Annotated in this window: 13 protein-coding genes and 1 pseudogene; 9 read left to right on the top strand and 5 right to left on the bottom strand. The window is 71.8% G+C overall.

Translation table 11 applies throughout. The features are described 5' to 3' along the window. The 5 genes and pseudogenes from ABTZ58_RS32770 to ABTZ58_RS32750 all read left to right on the top strand — a co-directional run. A pseudogene (locus ABTZ58_RS32770) lies at positions 1–435 on the top strand (DUF3459 domain-containing protein); the annotation flags it as partial. After that, positions 432–2,132, top strand: coding sequence for a maltose alpha-D-glucosyltransferase (treS, locus tag ABTZ58_RS32765; RefSeq protein WP_351364735.1), 1,701 nt, complete (start codon positions 432–434; stop codon positions 2,130–2,132). The pseudogene ABTZ58_RS32770 and the gene treS, both read left to right, overlap by 4 nt. Positions 2,133–2,324: 192 nt before the next feature. Beyond that, complete coding sequence (locus ABTZ58_RS32760) at positions 2,325–3,767, top strand: maltokinase N-terminal cap-like domain-containing protein (protein ID WP_351364732.1); 1,443 nt, start codon at positions 2,325–2,327, stop codon at positions 3,765–3,767. 31 nt (positions 3,768–3,798) lie between these two features. Continuing rightward, the gene (glgB, locus tag ABTZ58_RS32755; protein ID WP_351364729.1) at positions 3,799–6,867 is read left to right on the top strand and encodes a 1,4-alpha-glucan branching enzyme; all 3,069 of its coding nucleotides are present in this window, start codon (positions 3,799–3,801) and stop codon (positions 6,865–6,867) included. A 271-nt stretch (positions 6,868–7,138) separates the two neighbouring features. Next, positions 7,139–7,549: a hypothetical protein gene (locus tag ABTZ58_RS32750; RefSeq protein WP_351364726.1), complete on the top strand. Its 411-nt coding sequence runs from the start codon at positions 7,139–7,141 to the stop codon at positions 7,547–7,549. Here ABTZ58_RS32750 and ABTZ58_RS32745 read toward each other — a convergent pair. The 4 genes from ABTZ58_RS32745 to ABTZ58_RS32730 form a co-directional block, all read right to left on the bottom strand. Further along, entirely contained in the window at positions 7,546–9,795 is a 2,250-nt protein-coding gene (locus tag ABTZ58_RS32745) for a HelD family protein (RefSeq protein WP_351364723.1), read from the bottom strand. The two genes, ABTZ58_RS32750 and ABTZ58_RS32745, sit on opposite strands and share 4 nt — an antisense overlap. A gap of 173 nt (positions 9,796–9,968) precedes the next feature. Then, positions 9,969–10,283, bottom strand: coding sequence for a thioredoxin family protein (locus ABTZ58_RS32740; RefSeq protein WP_351364743.1), 315 nt, complete (start codon positions 10,281–10,283; stop codon positions 9,969–9,971). Further along, positions 10,280–10,693, bottom strand: a complete 414-nt coding sequence (locus ABTZ58_RS32735; RefSeq protein ID WP_351364720.1) for a MerR family transcriptional regulator — start codon at positions 10,691–10,693, stop codon at positions 10,280–10,282. Before ABTZ58_RS32735 ends, ABTZ58_RS32740 begins: the two co-directional genes overlap by 4 nt. A 548-nt stretch (positions 10,694–11,241) precedes the next feature. Then, the gene (locus tag ABTZ58_RS32730) at positions 11,242–12,915 is read right to left on the bottom strand and encodes an MFS transporter (protein WP_351364718.1); all 1,674 of its coding nucleotides are present in this window, start codon (positions 12,913–12,915) and stop codon (positions 11,242–11,244) included. A gap of 108 nt (positions 12,916–13,023) precedes the next feature. On the opposite strand from ABTZ58_RS32730, the gene ABTZ58_RS32725 reads away from it, so the two are divergent. Further along, positions 13,024–13,641 (top strand): TetR/AcrR family transcriptional regulator, encoded by a 618-nt coding sequence (locus tag ABTZ58_RS32725; RefSeq protein WP_351364715.1) that lies wholly within the window; start codon positions 13,024–13,026, stop codon positions 13,639–13,641. Between the two features lie 91 nt (positions 13,642–13,732). Here ABTZ58_RS32725 and ABTZ58_RS32720 read toward each other — a convergent pair whose 3' ends face one another. Further along, the gene (locus ABTZ58_RS32720) at positions 13,733–15,127 is read right to left on the bottom strand and encodes a cation:dicarboxylate symporter family transporter (protein ID WP_351364712.1); all 1,395 of its coding nucleotides are present in this window, start codon (positions 15,125–15,127) and stop codon (positions 13,733–13,735) included. A gap of 207 nt (positions 15,128–15,334) precedes the next feature. Between ABTZ58_RS32720 and ABTZ58_RS32715 the strand changes: the two genes are divergently transcribed. The 3 genes from ABTZ58_RS32715 to ABTZ58_RS32705 all read left to right on the top strand — a co-directional run bounded on the left by ABTZ58_RS32715 (position 15,335) and on the right by ABTZ58_RS32705 (position 19,268). After that, complete coding sequence (locus tag ABTZ58_RS32715; protein ID WP_351364709.1) at positions 15,335–17,077, top strand: sensor histidine kinase; 1,743 nt, start codon at positions 15,335–15,337, stop codon at positions 17,075–17,077. Continuing rightward, positions 17,074–17,772 carry a response regulator gene (locus ABTZ58_RS32710; RefSeq protein ID WP_351364706.1) on the top strand — a complete coding sequence of 233 codons (699 nt, stop codon included), beginning with the start codon at positions 17,074–17,076 and terminating at the stop codon, positions 17,770–17,772. Before ABTZ58_RS32715 ends, ABTZ58_RS32710 begins: the two co-directional genes overlap by 4 nt. Positions 17,773–17,885: 113 nt before the next feature. Further along, complete coding sequence (locus ABTZ58_RS32705) at positions 17,886–19,268, top strand: extracellular solute-binding protein (protein ID WP_502996165.1); 1,383 nt, start codon at positions 17,886–17,888, stop codon at positions 19,266–19,268. The last annotated feature ends 1 nt before the right edge of the window (position 19,269 follow it).

Raw genomic sequence — 19,269 nt, 5'->3', positions numbered from 1 at the left:
TCCGAGAAGTACCAGCTCCGCCCCCGCGACTGGGACACCGCAGAACGCGAAGGCCGCACCATCACCCCCCTGCTCACCCGGCTCAACACCATCCGGCGGGAGAACCCGGCCCTCCAGCAACTGCGCGACCTCCACTTCCACCACGCGGACCAGGACGCGGTGATCGTCTACTCGAAGCGGAAGGGTTCGAACACGGTTCTGGTGGTCGCCAACCTCGACCCCCACCACACCCAGGAGGCGACGGTCTCGTTGGACATGCCGCAACTCGGCCTGGACTGGCACGAGTCGGTGCCGGTGCGCGACGAGCTCACCGGCGAGACCTACCACTGGGGCAGGGCCAACTACGTGCGCCTCGAACCGGGCCACCGTCCCGCGCACGTCTTCTCGGTTCTGCGACCGTCCCACCCGCAGATCGGAGGGTCACCCACAACATGATCGTCAACGAACCCGTTCAGGACACCTTCGAGGACACGCCCGCCAGGGACCGCGACCCGGAGTGGTTCAAGCGCGCCGTCTTCTACGAGGTGCTGGTCCGTTCCTTCCAGGACAGCAACGGCGACGGCGTCGGTGACCTGAAGGGACTGACCGCCAAGCTCGACTACCTCCAATGGCTCGGCGTCGACTGCCTGTGGCTGCCGCCGTTCTTCAAGTCGCCGCTGCGCGACGGCGGCTACGACGTCTCCGACTACACGGCCGTGCTGCCTGAGTTCGGCGACCTGGCCGACTTCGTGGAGTTCGTCGACGCCGCCCACCAGCGCGGTATGCGCGTGATCATCGACTTCGTCATGAACCACACCAGCGACCAGCACCCCTGGTTCCAGGAGTCGAGAAAGGACCCGGACGGGCCCTACGGCGACTACTACGTGTGGGCGGACGACGACAAGCAGTTCCAGGACGCGCGGATCATCTTCGTCGACACCGAGGCCTCCAACTGGACCTACGACCCGGTCCGCAAGCAGTACTACTGGCATCGTTTCTTCTCCCACCAGCCGGACCTCAACTACGAGAACCCGGCCGTGCAGGAGGAGATGATCTCCGCGCTGAAGTTCTGGCTGGACCTGGGCATCGACGGGTTCCGGCTGGACGCGGTGCCGTACCTCTACCAGGAGGAGGGCACCAACTGCGAGAACCTCCCGGCGACGCACGACTTCCTCAAGCGGGTGCGCAAGGAGATCGACGCGCAGTACCCGGACACGGTGCTGCTGGCGGAGGCCAACCAGTGGCCCGAGGACGTCGTCGACTACTTCGGCGACTACGCCGCCGGCGGCGACGAGTGCCACATGGCCTTCCACTTCCCGGTCATGCCGCGCATCTTCATGGCCGTCCGGCGGGAATCCCGCTACCCGGTCTCCGAGATCCTGGCCAAGACCCCGGCCATCCCCTCGGGCTGCCAGTGGGGCATCTTCCTGCGCAACCACGACGAGCTCACGCTCGAGATGGTCACCGACGAAGAGCGCGACTACATGTGGGCCGAGTACGCCAAGGACCCCCGCATGCGCGCCAACATCGGCATCCGCCGCAGGCTCGCCCCGCTGCTGGACAACGACCGCAACCAGATCGAGCTGTTCACGGCCCTGCTGCTGTCCCTGCCCGGCTCGCCGATCCTCTACTACGGCGACGAGATCGGCATGGGCGACAACATCTGGCTCGGTGACCGCGACGCGGTGCGCACGCCGATGCAGTGGACGCCCGACCGCAACGCGGGCTTCTCCTCGTCCGATCCGGGGCGGCTGTTCCTGCCCACGATCATGGACCCGGTCTACGGCTACCAGGTCACCAACGTCGAGGCGTCCATGGCCTCGCCGTCGTCGCTGCTGCACTGGACCCGCCGCATGATCGAGATCCGCAAGCAGAACCCGGCCTTCGGACTCGGCTCGTACACGGAGTTGCCGTCGAGCAACCCGGCGGTGCTGGCGTTCCTGCGGGAGTACGAGGACGACCTGGTGCTGTGCGTGAACAACTTCTCACGCTTCGCACAGCCCACGGAGCTGGATCTGAGCGCCTTCGAGGGCAGGCACCCGGTGGAGCTGTTCGGCGGGGTGCGCTTCCCGGCGATCGGCGAGCTGCCGTACCTGCTGACCCTGGCGGGGCACGGGTTCTACTGGTTCCGGCTGCGCAAGGACGCCGTATGAGGCCGGTTGCGGTCTGATCAGGCCCGATGCGCGGGGCGGACCGCAAACTCCCGCGGCGGGGCGTTTCCTCCGCCCCGCCCGGGGCACGCATCAGTAACACCCCGCCCACCCGCGTGAGCCGGAGGAGCGCCGTCCGGGGCCCTCCGCAGGTGTCCGGAGGCGCACCAGAAATGGGTGAAAGGACGCGACGTCATGTCGGAAGCCGTCACACGCACCGTCACCACCCCGCCCGGCCTTCTTGCCTCCCTCGATCCACTGCTGCGGGAATGGCTGCCGCGACAGCGCTGGTTCGCGGGCAAGGGACGGCCGGTCACCGGGTTCACGCTCGTCGAGGCCACCGAGCTGCTGCCACCCTCACCCAAGCTCGGGCTGTACCACCTGCTCGTCCGCGCCCACCAGCCGCTCGTGCCGTCCCACGGGGCGCCCGGGCACCCCGGTGACTGCTACCAGCTGCTGATAGGCGTGCGCGAGGCGCTGCCGCCTCGGCTGGCGCCCGCGCTCATCGGACATGTGCCGTCGGGGCCGCTGGCCGGCCGGACGGTCTACGACGCCCTGCACGACACCAGGCCCGCCGAGCTGCTCCTGGAGGCGCTGCGCACCCGGGCCCGTATCGGCTCGCTCCGCTTCGACCGGGACCCCGGCCAGGACATCCGGCCCGGGCTGGTGCCGCGCGTGGTGACCGCGGAGCAGTCCAACTCGTCGATCGTCTACGGAGATACGTTCATTCTGAAGCTGTTGCGGCGGATCGTGCCCGGGGTCAACCCGGATCTGGAGCTGCCGCTGGCCCTGGCCCGCGAGGGCTGCCCCCGGGTTCCCGCGCCGACGGCCTGGATGGTGGCGGACGTCGACCCGGCAGCGGACCCGGTCGTCTCGACGGGACCGGTGGACCTGGCCGGCCAGCCGTACGTGCTCGGGGTGCTGCAACCGTTCGTGCAGGGCGCCTCCGACGGCTGGGAGCTGGCGCTGCGCGAGCTGGCCAAGGGCGAGGACTTCGCCGCGGAGGCGCGGGCGCTGGGGCGGGCCACCGCCGAGGTGCACACCGCGCTGGCCAGCGCGCTGCCCACGGTCACCCTCGGTCACGCGCAGCTCCGGCTCATGGTCGACGGCATGATCGAGCGGCTGGACGCGGCCGTCCAGGCGGTGCCCGCGCTGCGGCCGTACGCCGGCGGCCTGCGGTCGGCGTTCACGGCGCTCGGCGATCTGGCCGCCGACGGCCGTACCTGGACCGCGCAGCGCGTGCACGGCGATCTGCACCTCGGACAGTGCCTGCGCTCCCCCGCCGGCGAGTGGAAGCTGATCGACTTCGAGGGTGAGCCGGCCCGGCCGCTGGCCGAGCGGCGCATGCCGCAGCCGGCCGTGCGGGACGTCGCCGGCATGCTGCGGTCCTTCGACTACGCGGCGCGCTCGGCCGACCCGCCCCAGCCGGACTGGGCCGAGACCTGCCGTTCTGCGTACTGCTCCGGCTACGCGGAGGCCTCCGGCCGCGATCCGCGCACCGACCCGGTGCTGCTGCGCGCCTACGAGACGGACAAGGCGATCTACGAGGTGGTCTATGAGGCCCGGCACCGCCCCGACTGGCTGCCGGTGCCGCTGGCCGCCATAGACCGGCTCGCCTCGTCCGGCCACCTGACCTGACTGACCCACCTTCGCCCAGGAGGCTCCGCCCGTGACCCCCCGCCCTGAGTCCAGCGGTCCGCGTCCCAAGGGGACGGCCGGGGAGAAGATCCCCGAGCAGCCCACGGCCGCGCAGAAGAAGAGCGCCGCGAAGAAGACGGCGGTGCCGAAACAGGCAGCGGCCAAGAAGGGGACGGCCCCCGCGAAGAGGGCCGCCGCCAAGACGACGGCCCCGGCGAAGACGACCGCGAAGAAGGCCACCGCGAAGAAGGCCGCCGCGAAGAAGGCGGCGGCCGAGGAGACGCCGGTCACGGAGACGCCGGTCGCGGAAGCGGCCGCGAGGAAGGCGACGACCAGGAAGGCCGCCACCACGAAGGCGACCGCCGTCAAGGCGACCACCGGCAAGGCGGGCGCGACGAAGGCCGCCGCCGGCAAGACGGGCGCGGGCAAGACGGGCGCCGACGCCACGAAGGCGGCCACCACGAAGGCCTCCGTCACCAAGGCCGCTGCCACCAAGGCCGCCCCGACGAAGGTCTCCGCCACCAAGGCCGCTGCCACGAAGGTCTCCGCCACCAAGGCCGCTGCCACGAAGGCCGCCGGGACCAAGACCGCCGCCACCAAGGCCGCCCCGACGAAGGTCTCCGCCACCAAGGCCGCTGCCACGAAGGCCGCCGGGACCAAGACCGCCGCCACCAAGGCCGCCGCCACGAAGGCCGCCGCCACCAAGGCCGCCGCCACCAAGGCCGCCGCCACCAAGGCCGCCGCCACCAAGGCCGCTGCGAAGAAGACCTCGGCGGTCAAGGCCGCTGCGAAGAAGGCCGTCGCGAAGAAGAGCCCGGTGAAGAAGGCGCCCGCCGGGAAGGCCGGTGCGCGGAAGGCCACCGCCGCGCAGGCCGCCCCGGCCCAGCTCCTGCCACCGGAGATGGAGGTCGCCGTCTCGCCCGCCGTGGACGCCGGGGACCGCGAGCGGCTGCTGAACGGCACGCACCACGACCCGCACTCCGTGCTCGGCGCCCACCCCGTGCCCGGCGGCATCGCCTTCCGGGCGTTCCGGCCGTACGCGCTGTCGGTGACCGTCGTCGCCGGGGAGGTGCGGGCGGAGCTGCACGCCGACGGGGAGGGCTTCTTCTCCGGGCTGCTGCCGCTGCGGGAGGTGCCCGAGTACCGGCTGCTCGTGCAGTACGAGGGCACGCTCCTGGACACCGAGGACGCCTACCGCTTCCTGCCCACGCTCGGCGACCTCGACCTGCACCTGATCGGCGAGGGCCGGCACGAGGAGCTGTGGACGGCGCTGGGCGCGCACCCGATGACCCATGAGGGCGTGACCGGCACCCGCTTCGCGGTGTGGGCGCCGAACGCGCGCGGCGTGCGCGTGGCCGGCACCTTCAACTTCTGGGACGGCTCCGGGCACGCCATGCGCTCGCTCGGCTCGTCCGGCGTGTGGGAGCTGTTCCTGCCGGACGTCGGCGAGGGCGAGCTGTACAAGTTCGAGATCACCCGGCCCGACGGTTCGAAGACGATGCGCGCCGACCCGATGGCCCGCCGCACCGAGGTGCCGCCCGCGACCTCGTCGGTCATCACGTCCTCTCGGTACGAGTGGGGCGACGCCGAGTGGCTCGCCCGGCGCGCCGAGGCCCCGGCGCACGAGGCGCCGTTCTCGGTCTACGAAATCCATCTTCCTTCCTGGCGACCTGGGCTGACCTACCGTCAGCTCGCGGAGCAGCTCCCCGGCTATGTGAAGAACCTGGGCTTCACGCACGTCGAGCTGATGCCCGTCGCCGAGCACCCCTTCGGCGGCTCCTGGGGCTACCAGGTCACCGGCTTCTACGCGCCCACGGCCCGGCTGGGCACGCCGGACGACTTCCGGTACCTGGTCGACCGGCTGCACCAGGCCGGCATCGGCGTGATCATGGACTGGGTGCCGGCGCACTTCCCGCGCGACGACTGGGCGCTGGCCGAGTTCGACGGCCGCCCGCTGTACGAGCACGCGGATCCGCTGCGGGCCGCGCACCCCGACTGGGGCACGCTGGAGTTCGACTTCGGGCGCAACGAGGTGCGCAACTTCCTCGTCGCGAACGCCGTCTACTGGTGCGAGGAGTTCCACATCGACGGGCTCCGCGTGGACGCCGTCGCCTCGATGCTCTATCTCGACTACTCGCGCGAGCCCGGCCAGTGGACACCCAACGAGCACGGCGGCCGGGAGAACCTGGACGCGGTGGCGTTCCTGCAGGAGATGAACGCCACGGTGTACCGCAGGGTGCCCGGCGTGGTGACGGTCGCCGAGGAGTCCACCGCCTGGGACGGTGTCACCCGTGCCACCCACCACAAGGGCCCGAGCGGCTTCGGCGGGCTCGGGTTCGGGCTGAAGTGGAACATGGGCTGGATGCACGACACGTTGCAGTACATGAGCCACGAGCCGGTGTACCGCAAGTATCACCACGGGGAGATGACCTTCTCCATGGTGTACGCCTACAGCGAGAACTACGTCCTGCCGATCTCCCACGACGAGGTCGTGCACGGCAAGGGCTCCCTGGTGTCGAAGATGCCGGGCGACTGGTGGCAGCAGCGTGCCGGGGTCCGCTCCTACCTCGGTTACATGTGGGCCCACCCGGGCAAGCAACTGCTGTTCATGGGACAGGAGTTCGCGCAGGGCGCGGAGTGGTCCGAGGCGCACGGCCCCGACTGGTGGCTGCTGGACCCGGGCTACGGGGCGGAGGCCGACCACCGGGGCGTGCGCGACCTGGTCCGCGACCTCAACGCCGTCTACCGCGCCACTCCCGCGCTGTGGCGGCTGGACACGGACCCGGCCGGTTTCGAGTGGATCGTCGGCGACGCCGCCGACGACAACGTGCTCGCGTTCCTCCGGCTGGACCCGGAGGGCAACCCCCTGCTGGCGGTGTCGAACTTCGCGCCGGTGATCCGCCCGGACTACCGCCTGGGCGTGCCGGAGGACGTCCCGGCCTGGCACGAGGCCGTGAACACCGACGCGGCCCGCTATGGCGGCAGCGACGTCACCAACCCCGACCCGGTCAAGCCCGAGGCCCAGCCCTGGCACGGGCGTCCGGCGAGCATCCGCCTGACCCTGCCGCCGCTGGCGACGGTCTGGCTGCGTCCGGCGTAGACGGCCTGTGACAGGGGTGTGACCCAAGGAGTGGCCTCCGTCACAGCCCGTCCGGTCCGGGAGTGGTGGGGTGGCCGCATGCGTGCCACCCCGCTCACCCACCGGCCCGGAAGGGACCGAGGCCCGTGCTGACGGGTCCCGGAGTCCGGGCGGCCTGTGCCGTCGTCTCGTCGACCGACGCCGCTGGGACCGCCGCGATGGCGTTTCCCGGGCGGCCCGGTCCGTGGCCCGTGCGTCTGATCCGCCGGGCCGCGACGTCGGCCGCCGCCTCATGACGCTGCTGCCGGTCTTCGCCGGGCTGGTGGTGGCGGTGGTCGCCCTGCGCGGCCTGCTGACCCATCCGCTGCTGCCGCCGTGGGTGCGCACCTCGGTCTTCTGGACGGTTCCGCTCTCCGCCCTCACCTGGGTGTACATCATGGCCGCGGACGACCCGGTGCTCTTCCCTGACACGGCTCCCTGCCCCAGGGAGCCGTACCAGGAGGGCGTCATCGGCGGCGGCGAGGTGGCGGGCGTCTCCACCGCCTTCCCACCGCGCGCCTACTGCCGGTGGGAGGACGGCACCGTCTACGAACTCACGCCCGGCGCCGAGTTCCTGTTCTGGGTCCTGTTCGCCCTCACGGTCGTACCGCTCGGCGCGGGGCTGTGGCACGCCCTGCGGGATCCTAGGTCCCAGGTGCACTAGGCGCGTTCCGCGGACTGACCGAGCGCCTCCGCCAGGGGCCCGGGCAGTGGCCCCGTGTGCAGCACGCCGAGCCGCTGGGTGGCCCGGGTCAGGGCCACGTACAGGTCGCTGGTGCCGTACCGGCCGGGCTCCACCACGAGGACCGAGTCGAACTCCAGGCCCTTGGCCTGGCGCGGATCGAGCAGGACGACCGTCCGGGTGAGGTCGGGCTCGGCGCCCGCCGTCACGCCGTCCAGCCGGGCCGCGAGGGAGCGGTGGAGGTCGCGCGGCGCGATCACCGCGAGCCGGCCCTCGGCCGGGGTGAGTTCCCCGACCGCCTTGGCGACGGCCCCGGGAAGGTCGTCGGTGGCCCGGGCCCAGGGCCGTACGCCGGTGGAGCGGACCGAGCCGGGCGGCTCGAACTCCGGGTTCTCGGCGCGGACCACGGCTGCCGCGACGTCCATGATCTCGGCCGGGGTGCGGTAGTTGACGCCCAGCCGGGTGTGCTCCCAGCGGTCCTCCACGTACGGGGCGAGGATGGCGTCCCAGGAGCCGACCCCGGCCGCCTCCGCCGTCTGCGCCGGGTCGCCGACCAGGGTCATCGAGCGGGTCGGGCTGCGCCGCATCAGCAGCCGCCACGCCATCGGCGACAGTTCCTGCGCCTCGTCGACGATGATGTGACCGAACGCCCAGGTGCGGTCGGCGGCGGCCCGCTCGGCGGCGCTGCGATGGTCGTCCTCCTCGTGCCGCTCGGCGAACCGCTCGGCGTCGATGATGTCGTGCGCGGACAGCACCTCGGAGCCCTCGGGGTCGTCCTCCTCCTTGTCCTCGAACTCGTAGGTCCGGGAGGCGTACGACACGTCCAGCACGCCCTGCGCGTAGGCGATCTGCCGCTCCCGCTCGCGCTCGGCGCGCTCCCGGGCCAGCCGGTCGTCCTCGCCGAGCAGTTCGGCGGCCTCGTCCAGCAGCGGCACGTCCGCGACCGTCCAGCGCCGGGTCACCGGGCGGCGCACGGCGTCGGCGTCCTCGGCGGGCAGGAACTCCTCGGGCGCGGCGAGGAAGTCCGCGACGAGCCGCTGCGGGGTGAGCACCGGCCACAACTGGTCGATCGCCGCCCACACTTCGGGGTTCTCCGCGAGGTCGTCGCGGATCTGGGTGATGTCGCTGGGGTCGAGCAGGCTGGACCCGTCGAACGGGTCGGTGCCGATCCGCTCGGCGTACAGCTCGGTGAGGGTGTTGAGGATGTGGCCCTCGAAGTGCTCGCGGGCGGCGTTGTGCGGCAGCTTGGCGGCACGGGTGCGCTCGCGGGCGACGTTGACCAGGCCGTCGTCGAGCATCAGGACCTCGCGGTCGTGCTCGATGGCGATCACCGGGTCGGGCAGCGCCTGCCGGCTGCGGACGACCTCGGCGAGCACGTCGGCCATGCCGGCCCGGCCCTTCACGGCCGCCGCCTCGGGCGTGTCGGTGGCGGTCGCCTTCACGCCGGGGTACAGCTCGCCGACGGTCGCGAGGAGCACGCCCGTCTCACCGAGGGAGGGCAGCACCTCGCCGATGTAGCCGAGGAACGCCGGGTTGGGCCCGACGATCAGCACCGCCCGCTTGGCCAGCAGCTCGCGGTGCTCGTAGAGCAGGTAGGCGGCGCGGTGCAGGGCGACGGCCGTCTTGCCGGTGCCCGGGCCGCCCTCCACGACCAGGACGCCGCGGTGCGGGGCGCGGATGATGCGGTCCTGGTCGGCCTGGATGGTCCGCACGATGTCGCTCATGCGGCCGGTGCGCGCCGAGTTCAGCGCGGCGAGCAGCACGGCGTCGCCCGTCGGGTCCTCGTGGCCGGTGCGGGTCTCGTCGCCGAGGTCGAGGAGCTCGTCGTGCAGGCCGGTGACCCTGCGGCCCTCGGTGGCGATGTGCCGTCGGCGCCTGAGGCCCATCGGGGTGTGGCCGGTGGCCAGGTAGAAGGGGCGGGCGACGTCGGCGCGCCAGTCGATCAGGACGGGCGTGCGCTCGGCGTCGTCGGTGCGCAGGCCGATGCGTCCGATGTGGTGGGTGACGCCGGAGGTGAGGTCGATCCGGCCGAAGCACAGGGACCCGTCGACCGCGTCCAGCGCGGCGAGCAGCCCGGAGCGCTCGGCCACGAGGATGTCCCGCTCCAGCCTGGCCTGCATGGGGGTGTTGCCCTGCGCGAGCGCGTCCCCGACGGAGGTCTCGGTGTCGCCGCGCAGCGCGTCCACGCGCGCGTACAACCCGTCGATGAATTCCTGTTCCTGTCGCAATTCATCGTCCGGAAATTCGGTGTTTGACAATTCCGCTCCCGCCCGGATATACTGTGCTCACTGAACTTCACCGTGCTTCATCGACTTGAAGTCACGAATGAATCAATATACGCGAGGAAATCCCCCGAGCACAATTGCTCGGGGGATTTCCTCGTTCTCCGGGCCCGGTGCTCTCACAGCACGTCGGACAGCTCCTGGAGCAGCCGCCGCTTGGCTCGCGCGCCGACCATGGACTTCACGGGCTGGCCGTCGCGGAACACCAGGAACGTCGGCATGGACAGCACCTTGTAGGCGTTCGTGGTCAGCGGATTGTGGTCCACGTCCAGCTGGACGACCTTCAGCCGGTCGCCCTCCTCGGAGGCGAGGGCCCTGAGCACCGGCGCCATCTGCCGGCAGGGCGGGCACCAGTCGGCGGTGAACTCCACCAGGACCGGCCGGTCCGCGCCGATCACCTCGGCCCCGAAGTCCGCGTCCGTCACTTCGGTCACCATGGGTGCCTCCCCAGTTCGCAGCGGGGCTCCGGACCGTCCGGAGCCCCGGCCTCGGCGGCCAGCTCGGCCCGCGCCAGCTGTCGCGCGACGGTGTCCCGGACGGCGCTCAACTGACCGAGCAGCGCGTCGAGTTCGTCCAGCTTGCGCCGGTAGACGGCGAGGGAGGCCGGGCAGGAGTCGCCCTCGGGGTGCCCGGCGCGCAGGCACTCCACGAAGGGCCGCGTCTCCTCCAGGTCGAACCCGAAGTCCTGCAGCGTGCGGATCTGCGTCAGCAGCCGCAGGTCGTCCTCGTCGTAGGTCCGGTATCCGTTGCCCGTGCGCCGCGCGGGCAGCAGGCCCCGCGCCTCGTAATACCGCAGCGTCCGCGTCGTGGTCCCGGCGCGTGCGGCCAGCTCGCCGATTCGCATGCCACCGAACGTAATCCTTGACGCCCACGTCAAGGCAACAGCGGTGTTCCGCCTCCCCCGGTGAGACCGCCAGGAACGGGGTGGTGGCGCGGCCCGGTACGGAGATCCCCCCGTCGAGCCGGCCCCGAACGACCGCGGATCCCCTGCCGGGCACGACCGGGAAACGGCCGCGGCCGAACACGTCTGCGGACTGACCCCGGGGCGAACCGGCAACGGACAGCCGGGACTCGGCAGCCACCACGGAGCCGCTGCCGGGCACCCCGGGACGTCGGCCCGGACGGTGCCGGGGCCAGCCGGCCACGGACAGCCGAGGCCCGGCATCCGCCATGGACCCGCTCCCGACCACCGAAGCCCGGCAGCCGCCACCGACCCGCTCCCGACCACCGGGAAACGGACGCGGCCGATCGCGGACCCCGGGCCAACCCCCGGGCCAACAGGCCACGGACAGCCGGGCCCGGCAGCCGCCGCGGACCCGCTGCCCACCACCGGGAAGCGGACACGGCCGGACACAACTGCCGGGAGCAGGCGCGGCCGCCAGGCCGGTCCGGCTAGCGCGTCACGTTCGCGGACTGCGGCTTCCTGGGCTCGGCGGGCTCGGGGGCCGGCTTCCGTCTCCCGGGCAGCAGCAGCGCCACCGCGACCGTGCCGATGCCCAGGACCACGGCTCCGACCAGACTGGTGTGTGCCACCGCGTCGGCGAAGGAGGAGCCCACCGCGTCGGCCATCTGCCGTGCCCCGCCGGCCAGTTGCTCGGCCTGGGCCTTGAGCTGCCCGGCCTGCCGCGGGTCGCCGGTGTGCGCGGCCTGCTCGGCGAGCTGCCGCGCCTTGTCACCGATGCCCCGCGCCACGGCGTATCCGGCGCCGACGGAGTCCTGGGCGGTCTCCAGGGAGGACGCGGGCAGCCTGCTGCCTGCCGTGGCGTCGGAGAGGTGGCCGGAGTACGACGTGGCCAGCAGCGAGCCGAGGATGGCGATGCCGAGCGAGCCGCCCAGTTCCAGCGACGTGTCGTTCACCGCCCCGCCGACGCCGAGTTCCGACTCGGGGAACGCCCCCATGATCGCGTCCGTGCAGGGCGAGAGCGCGAGCCCGATCGCGAGGCCGAGGACGACCAGGGGCGCGACGAAGTCGCCGTACGCCGAACCGGAGTCGACCCGGGTGAGCAGGGCCAGCGCCGCCGTGCCGCCGACCATCCCGGCCGTGACGGTCCACTTCATGCCGACCCGGGGGGTGAGGTACCCGGTCAGGGCCGCGCCGACGAACACGGCACCCGCCAGCGGCAGCATCCGCACGCCCGTGTCCAGGGCGTCGTAGCCGAGGACGAACTGCAGGTGCTGCGTCAGGTAGTAGAAAGCCCCGAAGACGGCCAGGAAGAACAGCGCGACGGCGAGGTTGGAGCCCGCGAAGCGCCGGTCGGTGAAGCGGCGCACATCGAGCAGCGGGCGCGGATGGCGCAGCTCCCACACCACGAAGGCGACGAGCCCGGCGCCCGCCACGGCCGCGGCCGTGATCGCCTTGGCGCCCCAGCCGAAGTGCGGTCCCTCGATGATCATGTAGACCAGTGCGGCGATCCACACCACGGACAGCAGCCCGCCGCCGTGGTCGATGCGCCCGCGGTCGGCGGCCTTGGACGGCGGGACCAGGACGAACGCGCCGATGAGTGCCAGCGCGGCGACGGGGACGTTGATCAGGAACGTCGACGACCAGCCGTGGTGCTCCAGCAGCGCACCGGCGACCAGCGGCCCGGCCGCGATGGCGAGTCCGGCCGTGGCGGTCCACAGCGTGATGGCCCGGGCCCGCTCGGCCCGCGGGAAGGTCGCGGCGAGCAGGGACAGCGTGGCGGGCATGATCATGGCGGCGCCCGCGCCCATCACGGCCCGGGCCGCGATGACCGCCGTGGCGCTGTCGGCGAGGTAGCCGGAGACGGCCCCGCCGCCGAAGACGAGGAGCCCGAGCACGAGCGCGCCCCGGCGGCTGTACTTGTCGCCGATCGCGCCGAGCAGCAGCATCAGCGCCGCGTACGGGACGGTGTAGCCGTCGATGACCCACTGCAGGTCGGCGCTGGACAGGCCGAGGTCCTCGGTCATGGCGGGCGCGGCCACGGTGAGGGCGGTGTTCGCCATCACGATGATCAGCAGGCTCAGGCAGAGCACGAGCAGCGCCCACCAGCGGCGCGGGTAGGGGCGGTCCATCCTCTCGGCCGGTTCGGTCATGACGAGTCGCATGGCAGGGGCTGCCTTCCTGACTGATTTGCACATGGATGTGCATTTACACAACGCTGTGCAATCTACGCCGTTGCACAGCGCTGTGCAACTTGCCGTCGGAGGGGCACAATGGCGTCCATGACCACGGGCACCACCAGCCGCGCCGACGCCAACCGCCGCCGCATCCTCGATGTCGCCCTCGCCGAGCTGTTGCGGGACCCCGACGCGTCGATGGACCAGATCGCCCGCGCGGCGGGTGTCGTCCGGCGCACGGTCTACGGGCACTTCCCGAACCGCGAGGCGCTCATCAGCACCCTCGTCGACGAGGCCGTGGAGGCCCTCGCGGCCGCGCACGCGGCGGGCCGCGAGGGCGTGGGGGAACCGGCCGAGGCCGTGGCCCGCTCGGTGCTGGCCGTGTGGGAGATCGCCGACCGGTACCGGCTGCTGATCGCGCTCGCCCAGCGCACGGTGACCATGCAGGGCATCAGGGAGCGGCTCGCCCCCGTCCGGGAGACCGCCACCGGCATGCTGCGGCGCGGCCTCGACCAGGGCGTCTTCAGCTCACCCCTGCCCGCCCCGGCCCTGGCGTATGTGCACGAGCAGATGCTGGTGGCGCTGATGGAGGCGGTGAACGACGGGCTCGTGGCAGCAGAAGAGGCGGGCCGCTGCGCCGCGGTCACCATCCTGACCGCGGCGGGCGTGCCCGCCTCGACCGCCACCGAGCTGGTGGCGGAGCTGAACGACTGATCCTTCTGCCGGGGCTGTGACGTGAGGTCCGGGCGGCTGGGCGACGGGGGGACACCCAGCCGCCCGGAGTCCTGGGGAGGCGACGCGGCCGTCAGGCCTTGGCCAGCTCCTTCTCGCCGCCCTGCTCGGCCACCTCGACGTGGTCGCCGCGGGCCGGGCCGCCGTGGCCGTCGTCCAGCAGCGTCTTCTCGTCGAAGGGCAGGTGACCGGCGAGTACCTGGTCGACCCGCTCCCGGTCGATCTCCTTGGTCCAGGTGCCGATCAGCACGGTGGCGACGGCGTTGCCGGCGAAGTTGGTCAGGGCGCGGGCCTCGCTCATGAAGCGGTCGATGCCGACGATGAGGCCGATGCCGTCCACCAGGGCCGGCTTGTGCGACTGAAGACCGCCGGCCAGGGTGGCGAGACCGGCGCCGGTGACACCGGCGGCGCCCTTGGAGGCGACCAGCAGGAAGAGCAGCAGCGGGATCTGCTCGCCGATGGACATCGGGGTGCCCATGGCGTCGGCGATGAACAGCGAGGCCATGGTCATGTAGATCATGGTGCCGTCGAGGTTGAAGGAGTAGCCGGTCGGGACGGTGATGCCGACCACCGGCTTGCTGACGCCCAGGTGCTCCATCTTCGCGATGAGCCGCGGCAGCGCGGACTCGGAGGAGGAGGTGGAAAGGATCAGCAGGAACTCACGGCCGAGGTACTTGAACAGCGTGAGGATGTTCAGGCCGGAGATCACCCGCAGCAGGACGCCGAGCACGATGAAGACGAAGAGGAAGCAGGTCACGTAGAAGCCGAGCATCAGCACGGCGAGGCTCTTGAGCGCGTCCAGGCCGGCGGAGCCGGTGACGGCGGCGATGGCGCCGAAGGCACCGATCGGGGCGGCCCACATCACCATGGCGAGGATGCGGAAGACGAGCCGCTGGATGTGCTCGACGCCGCGCAGGATGGGCTGTCCTGCCGAGCCCATGCCCTGCAGCGCGAAGCCGGCGAGCAGCGCGATCAGCAGGGTCTGCAGCACCGACTCGCTGGTGAAGGCGGAGACGATCGTGGTCGGGATGATGCCGAGCAGGAACTCGGTGGTGTCCTTGGCCTCGGCGTCGACCTGCGCGTGCCCGGCGTCCTTGACGGCGTCGGTGACCGCGAGGCCCGTGCCCGGCTCCAGGATGTTCCCGACGACCAGGCCGATGCTCAGGGCGACCAGCGACATCACCATGAAGTAGCCGAGGGCGATACCGCCGACGGCACCGACCTTGGCGGCCTTGCGCACCGAGCCGATGCCCAGCACGATCGTGCAGAAGATGATCGGCGAGATCATCATCTTGATCAGGTTCACGAAGCCCGTGCCGATGGGCTTCAGCTCGACAGCGAAGTCGGGTGCGGCCAGACCCACCGCGATACCGGCGGCGACCGCGATGATCACCGCGATGTACAGATAGTGCGTGCGGTCCCGCTTGGCCTTGGGTGCGGCAGGTGCCGTATCGGCTGCGCTGGTCACGGCGGCCCTCCTTGACGACGTCGTCGGCATCACCGGCGTGCGGCTCACGTCCGGGAAAACTCCGGGAAACTCCGGGGAACTGCGAGAACAGGGAGCGGGACTCCCGGAGATGCGTAATGGGGAATGCCGTGACTATGTCGTCCCCTGTGAGCGCGGTCACCCTTCCGTTCATTTAGTTCACAATCGGCCACGGTGCAGACTGACGGCATGCGCCTCACCGTCCCCCGACCCCGCAGCCTGGCGGGCCAGCTCTTCGCCATGCAGGCCGTGCTGATAGCGGTCGTCGTGGCCGGATACGCGCTGTTCACCTATGTCAGCGACCGCAGCCAGGCCGAGGAGGCCGCGGCGCGCCAGGCCAGGGCGGTGGCGCGGTCGGTCGCCGACTCCCCGTCCGTGCTGGCGGCGACCCGCACCCCCGACCCGACGGCCGAGCTGCAGCCGTACGCGCTGCGGGTGATGCGGGACACCGAGGTCGACTTCATCACGATCATGGATCCGCGGGGCATCCGCTGGACGCACCCCGACCCGAGACAGATCGGCCAGACCTTCCAGGGCCACACCGACAAGGCGCTGCGCGGCCAGACCTTCACCGAGACCTACACCGGCACGCTCGGCCCGTCGGTCCGGGCGGTCACCCCGATCCAGGACGGCCCAAGGGTGGTCGGCCTGGTCAGCGCGGGCATCCGGGTCGAGGAGATCACCCAGCGCGTCCAGGAGCAGCTGACGGCCCTGCTCGGCGTGGCGGCCGGAGCGCTGGTGCTGGGCGCGGTCGGCACCTACGTCATCAACGCCCGGCTGCGCCGCCACACCCACGGGATGAACGCGGCCGAGCTGAGCCGGATGCACGACTACCACCAGGCCGCCCTGCACGCGGTGCGCGAGGGGCTGCTGATGCTGGACGGGCAGTACCGCGTGGCGTTGATCAACGACGGAGGGCGGGAGCTGCTCGGCGTGACCGGGGACGTGGTGGGCAGGTCGGTGGCGCGGCTGGGGCTGCCCGCCCCGCTGACCGGCGCGCTGCTGGCCTCGGAGCCCCGGGTGGACGAGGTGCACCTCACGGCCTCCCGGGTCCTGGTGATCAACACCTCGCCGGTGTCGGGCGGGGAGCGGCGCGGTACCGTCGTGACCCTGCGCGATGTCACCGAACTCCAGTCGCTCATGGGCGAGTTGGACTCCGAGCGGGGCTTCACCCAGGCGCTGCGCTCACAGGCCCACGAGGCGGCGAACCGGCTGCACACGGTCGTCTCGCTGATCGAGCTGGGCCGGGCGGAGGAAGCCGTGGAGTTCGCGACGGCCGAGCTGGAGCTGGCCCAGGCGCTCACCGACCAGGTGGTGGCCGCGGTGAGCGAGCCGGTGCTGGCGGCCCTGCTGTTGGGCAAGACCGCCCAGGCGAACGAACGGGGCGTGGAGCTGGTGGTGTCGGAGGACAGCAGCCTCGACGACGGACTGCTGCCCGAGTCCCTGCCGGCCCGTGACCTGGTGACCATCCTGGGCAACTTGATCGACAACGCCGTGGACGCGGCGCAGGGCAGCGTACGGGCCCGGGTGACGGTGGCCGCGTACACCGAGACCGCGGGCGGCCCTGCGGAGCTGGTGATGCGAGTGTCGGACACGGGGCCGGGCGTGGATCCCGAGCACGCCGAGGCCGTCTTCCAGCGGGGCTTCACGACGAAGCCGGCGGGCCCGGGCGGCCGGGGGCTGGGTCTGGCGCTGGTCCGGCAGGCGGCGCACCGGCACGGCGGGACCCTGTCGGTGACGGGTGCCGCCGGCGGCGGGGCACAGTTCGAGGTACGGCTGCCGCTGAGCCGGGCGGCGGGCGCGACACCCCGCGGGCTCGCCCGGGACGGCTCGGCACCGGCGGACCCGGCCGCCGCGCTCCCGCTGCCCGCGGGGCCGGCGCCCGGGACCTCCGGGGGCCCCACGTCCAAGGCCTGTGGAGGCGACGCATGACGAGCGAGTCGACGAGACAGAAGGACATCCGCGTCCTGGTCGTCGAGGACGACCCGGTGGCCGCCGACGCGCACGTCCTCTACGTCGGCCGGGTGCCCGGCTTCGTGGCCGTGGGCAAGGCGCACTCGGGTGCGGAGGCCCGCCGGGTCCTGGAGCGCACCCCCGTCGACCTGCTCCTGCTCGACCTGCACCTGCCCGATGTGCACGGGCTGCAGCTGGCCCGCTCCCTGCGCGCGGCCGGCCACCACGCCGACGTGATAGCGGTGACCTCGGCCCGCGACCTGGCCGTCGTGCGCGAGGGCGTCTCGCTCGGCGTGGTGCAGTACGTGCTGAAGCCGTTCACCTTCGCCACCCTGCGCGACCGGCTGGTGCGGTACGCGGAGTTCCACGCCGCGGTCGGGGAGGCCAGCGGCCAGGACGAGGTGGACCGGGCGCTCGCCGCCCTGCGCGCGCCGGGCCCGGCCGCGCTGCCCAAGGGTCTGAGCGCGCCGACCCTGGAGCGCGTGACACTCGCCCTGCGCGACAGTGCGGAGGGCCTCACGGCCGCAGGCGTGGCCGAGACGGTGGGCATCTCCCGCATCACGGCCCGCCGTTACCTGGAGCACCTCGTCGACGCGGGCCGCGCGGCCCGCCGCCCCCAGTACGGCACGGTCGGGCGGCCGGAGTTGCAGTACCGCTGGGTCACCGGCCAGTGACGGTCCATCAGCCGGCGATCGGACCCCCGCACGCGCATTGACCTGACTAGACCATTCCACTTACGGTCACGACGCAGCCACCCGGCCACAACGAAGTGCGCCCGTAGGAGGTCGTGCCCGTGCGCCCCACCGCCGCCCTCGCTCCCCTCGCTCCCCTCGCCGCCCTGGTCCTCGCCGCCACGACGCTCACCGCGTGCGGTGGGGGCTCCGGCAGCGACCCGGACACCGTGAAGGTCTCCTTCAAGCAGTCCACGGACAACTCCGTGAAGGTGATGGACACCTATCTCGCGGACATCAAAAAGCAGTTCGAGAAGGCCCACCCGGGCAAGAAGGTCGAACTGGTCCCGATCAAGGCCCCGGACTCGGAGTACTACACCAAGCTCCAGCAGATGCTCCGCTCCCCCAAGACCGCCCCCGACCTGGTCTACGAGGACACGTTCCTCATCAACTCGGACATCACCAGCGGGTACCTGAAGCCCCTCGACGCCTACCTCTCCAAGTGGCCGGACTGGAACCGGTTCATCGACACGGCGAAGGCTGCCGCCAAGGGCGAGGACGGCAAGACGTACGGCGTCCCGGACGGCACCGACACCCGCGGCCTCTGGTTCGACAAGGACATCTTCGCCAGGGCCGGCCTGCCCGCCGACTGGCAGCCGAAGACCTGGAACGACGTCCTCACCGCCGCCCGCACCATCAAGAAGAAGGTCCCCGGCGTCATCCCGTTCAACGTCTACACGGGCAAGCCGGTCGGCGAGGCCGCCACCATGCAGACCTTCGAGATGCTCCTGTACGGCACCAACGACGGCCGCACGGACCCCCTCTACGACAAGGAGGGCAAGAAGTGGATCGCCGGCGGCCAGGGCTTCAAGGACGCGCTCGCCTTCGTCGAGACGGTCTACGAGGAGAAGCTCGGCCCGGACGTCTCCGACGCGCTCGACCCCAACGTCATGACCCGCGTGCGCGGCGAGTGGCTGCCGCAGGGCAAGCTCGGCATCGCCCTCGACGGCTCCTGGCTCCCGCAGGACTGGCTGCCCGGCAGCGGCCACGAGTGGCCCGAGTGGTCGAAGGAACTGGGCCTGGCCGCCATGCCGACCCAGCACGGCCAGGCGCCCGGCAAGGTGAGCATGTCCGGCGGCTGGACCTGGTCCATCCCCGCCAAGGCCGGCAATCCGGACCTGGCGTTCGAGTTCGTCAAGACGATGCAGACCAAGGCCAACGCGCAGAAGTGGTACATCGCCAACTCCGGCATCGCCGTCCGCGAGGACGTCGCCGAGGACCCGGCGTACGTCGACGCGCAGCCCGGCATCGAATTCTTCACCGACCTGGTGGCCTCGACGCACTACCGCCCCGCCTACCCGGCCTACCCGAAGGTCTCCACGGCCATCCAGGAGGCGATGGAGAGCGTCACCACGGGCGACGCGTCGGTCGACGAGGCCACGAGCGCCTACACGGACGCCCTCAAGGACGCGACCGGCAACCAGGTGGCCGAACGGTGAG

Source organism: Streptomyces sp. NPDC094143 (assembly GCF_040303825.1).
Lineage (GTDB): Bacteria > Actinomycetota > Actinomycetes > Streptomycetales > Streptomycetaceae > Streptomyces.
Note: the sequence above shows the minus strand (reverse complement) of the source record. Positions and strands in the feature narration are given on the sequence as shown.

Coding starts and splice junctions, on each gene's coding strand:
- treS (WP_351364735.1), top strand. CDS start 432: ATGATCGTCAACGAACCCGTTCAGGACACCTTCGAGGACACGCCCGCC.
- ABTZ58_RS32760 (WP_351364732.1), top strand. CDS start 2,325: ATGTCGGAAGCCGTCACACGCACCGTCACCACCCCGCCCGGCCTTCTT.
- ABTZ58_RS32715 (WP_351364709.1), top strand. CDS start 15,335: ATGCGCCTCACCGTCCCCCGACCCCGCAGCCTGGCGGGCCAGCTCTTC.
- ABTZ58_RS32750 (WP_351364726.1), top strand. CDS start 7,139: ATGACGCTGCTGCCGGTCTTCGCCGGGCTGGTGGTGGCGGTGGTCGCC.
- ABTZ58_RS32725 (WP_351364715.1), top strand. CDS start 13,024: ATGGCGTCCATGACCACGGGCACCACCAGCCGCGCCGACGCCAACCGC.
- ABTZ58_RS32730 (WP_351364718.1), bottom strand. CDS start 12,915: ATGCGACTCGTCATGACCGAACCGGCCGAGAGGATGGACCGCCCCTAC.
- ABTZ58_RS32735 (WP_351364720.1), bottom strand. CDS start 10,693: ATGCGAATCGGCGAGCTGGCCGCACGCGCCGGGACCACGACGCGGACG.
- ABTZ58_RS32710 (WP_351364706.1), top strand. CDS start 17,074: ATGACGAGCGAGTCGACGAGACAGAAGGACATCCGCGTCCTGGTCGTC.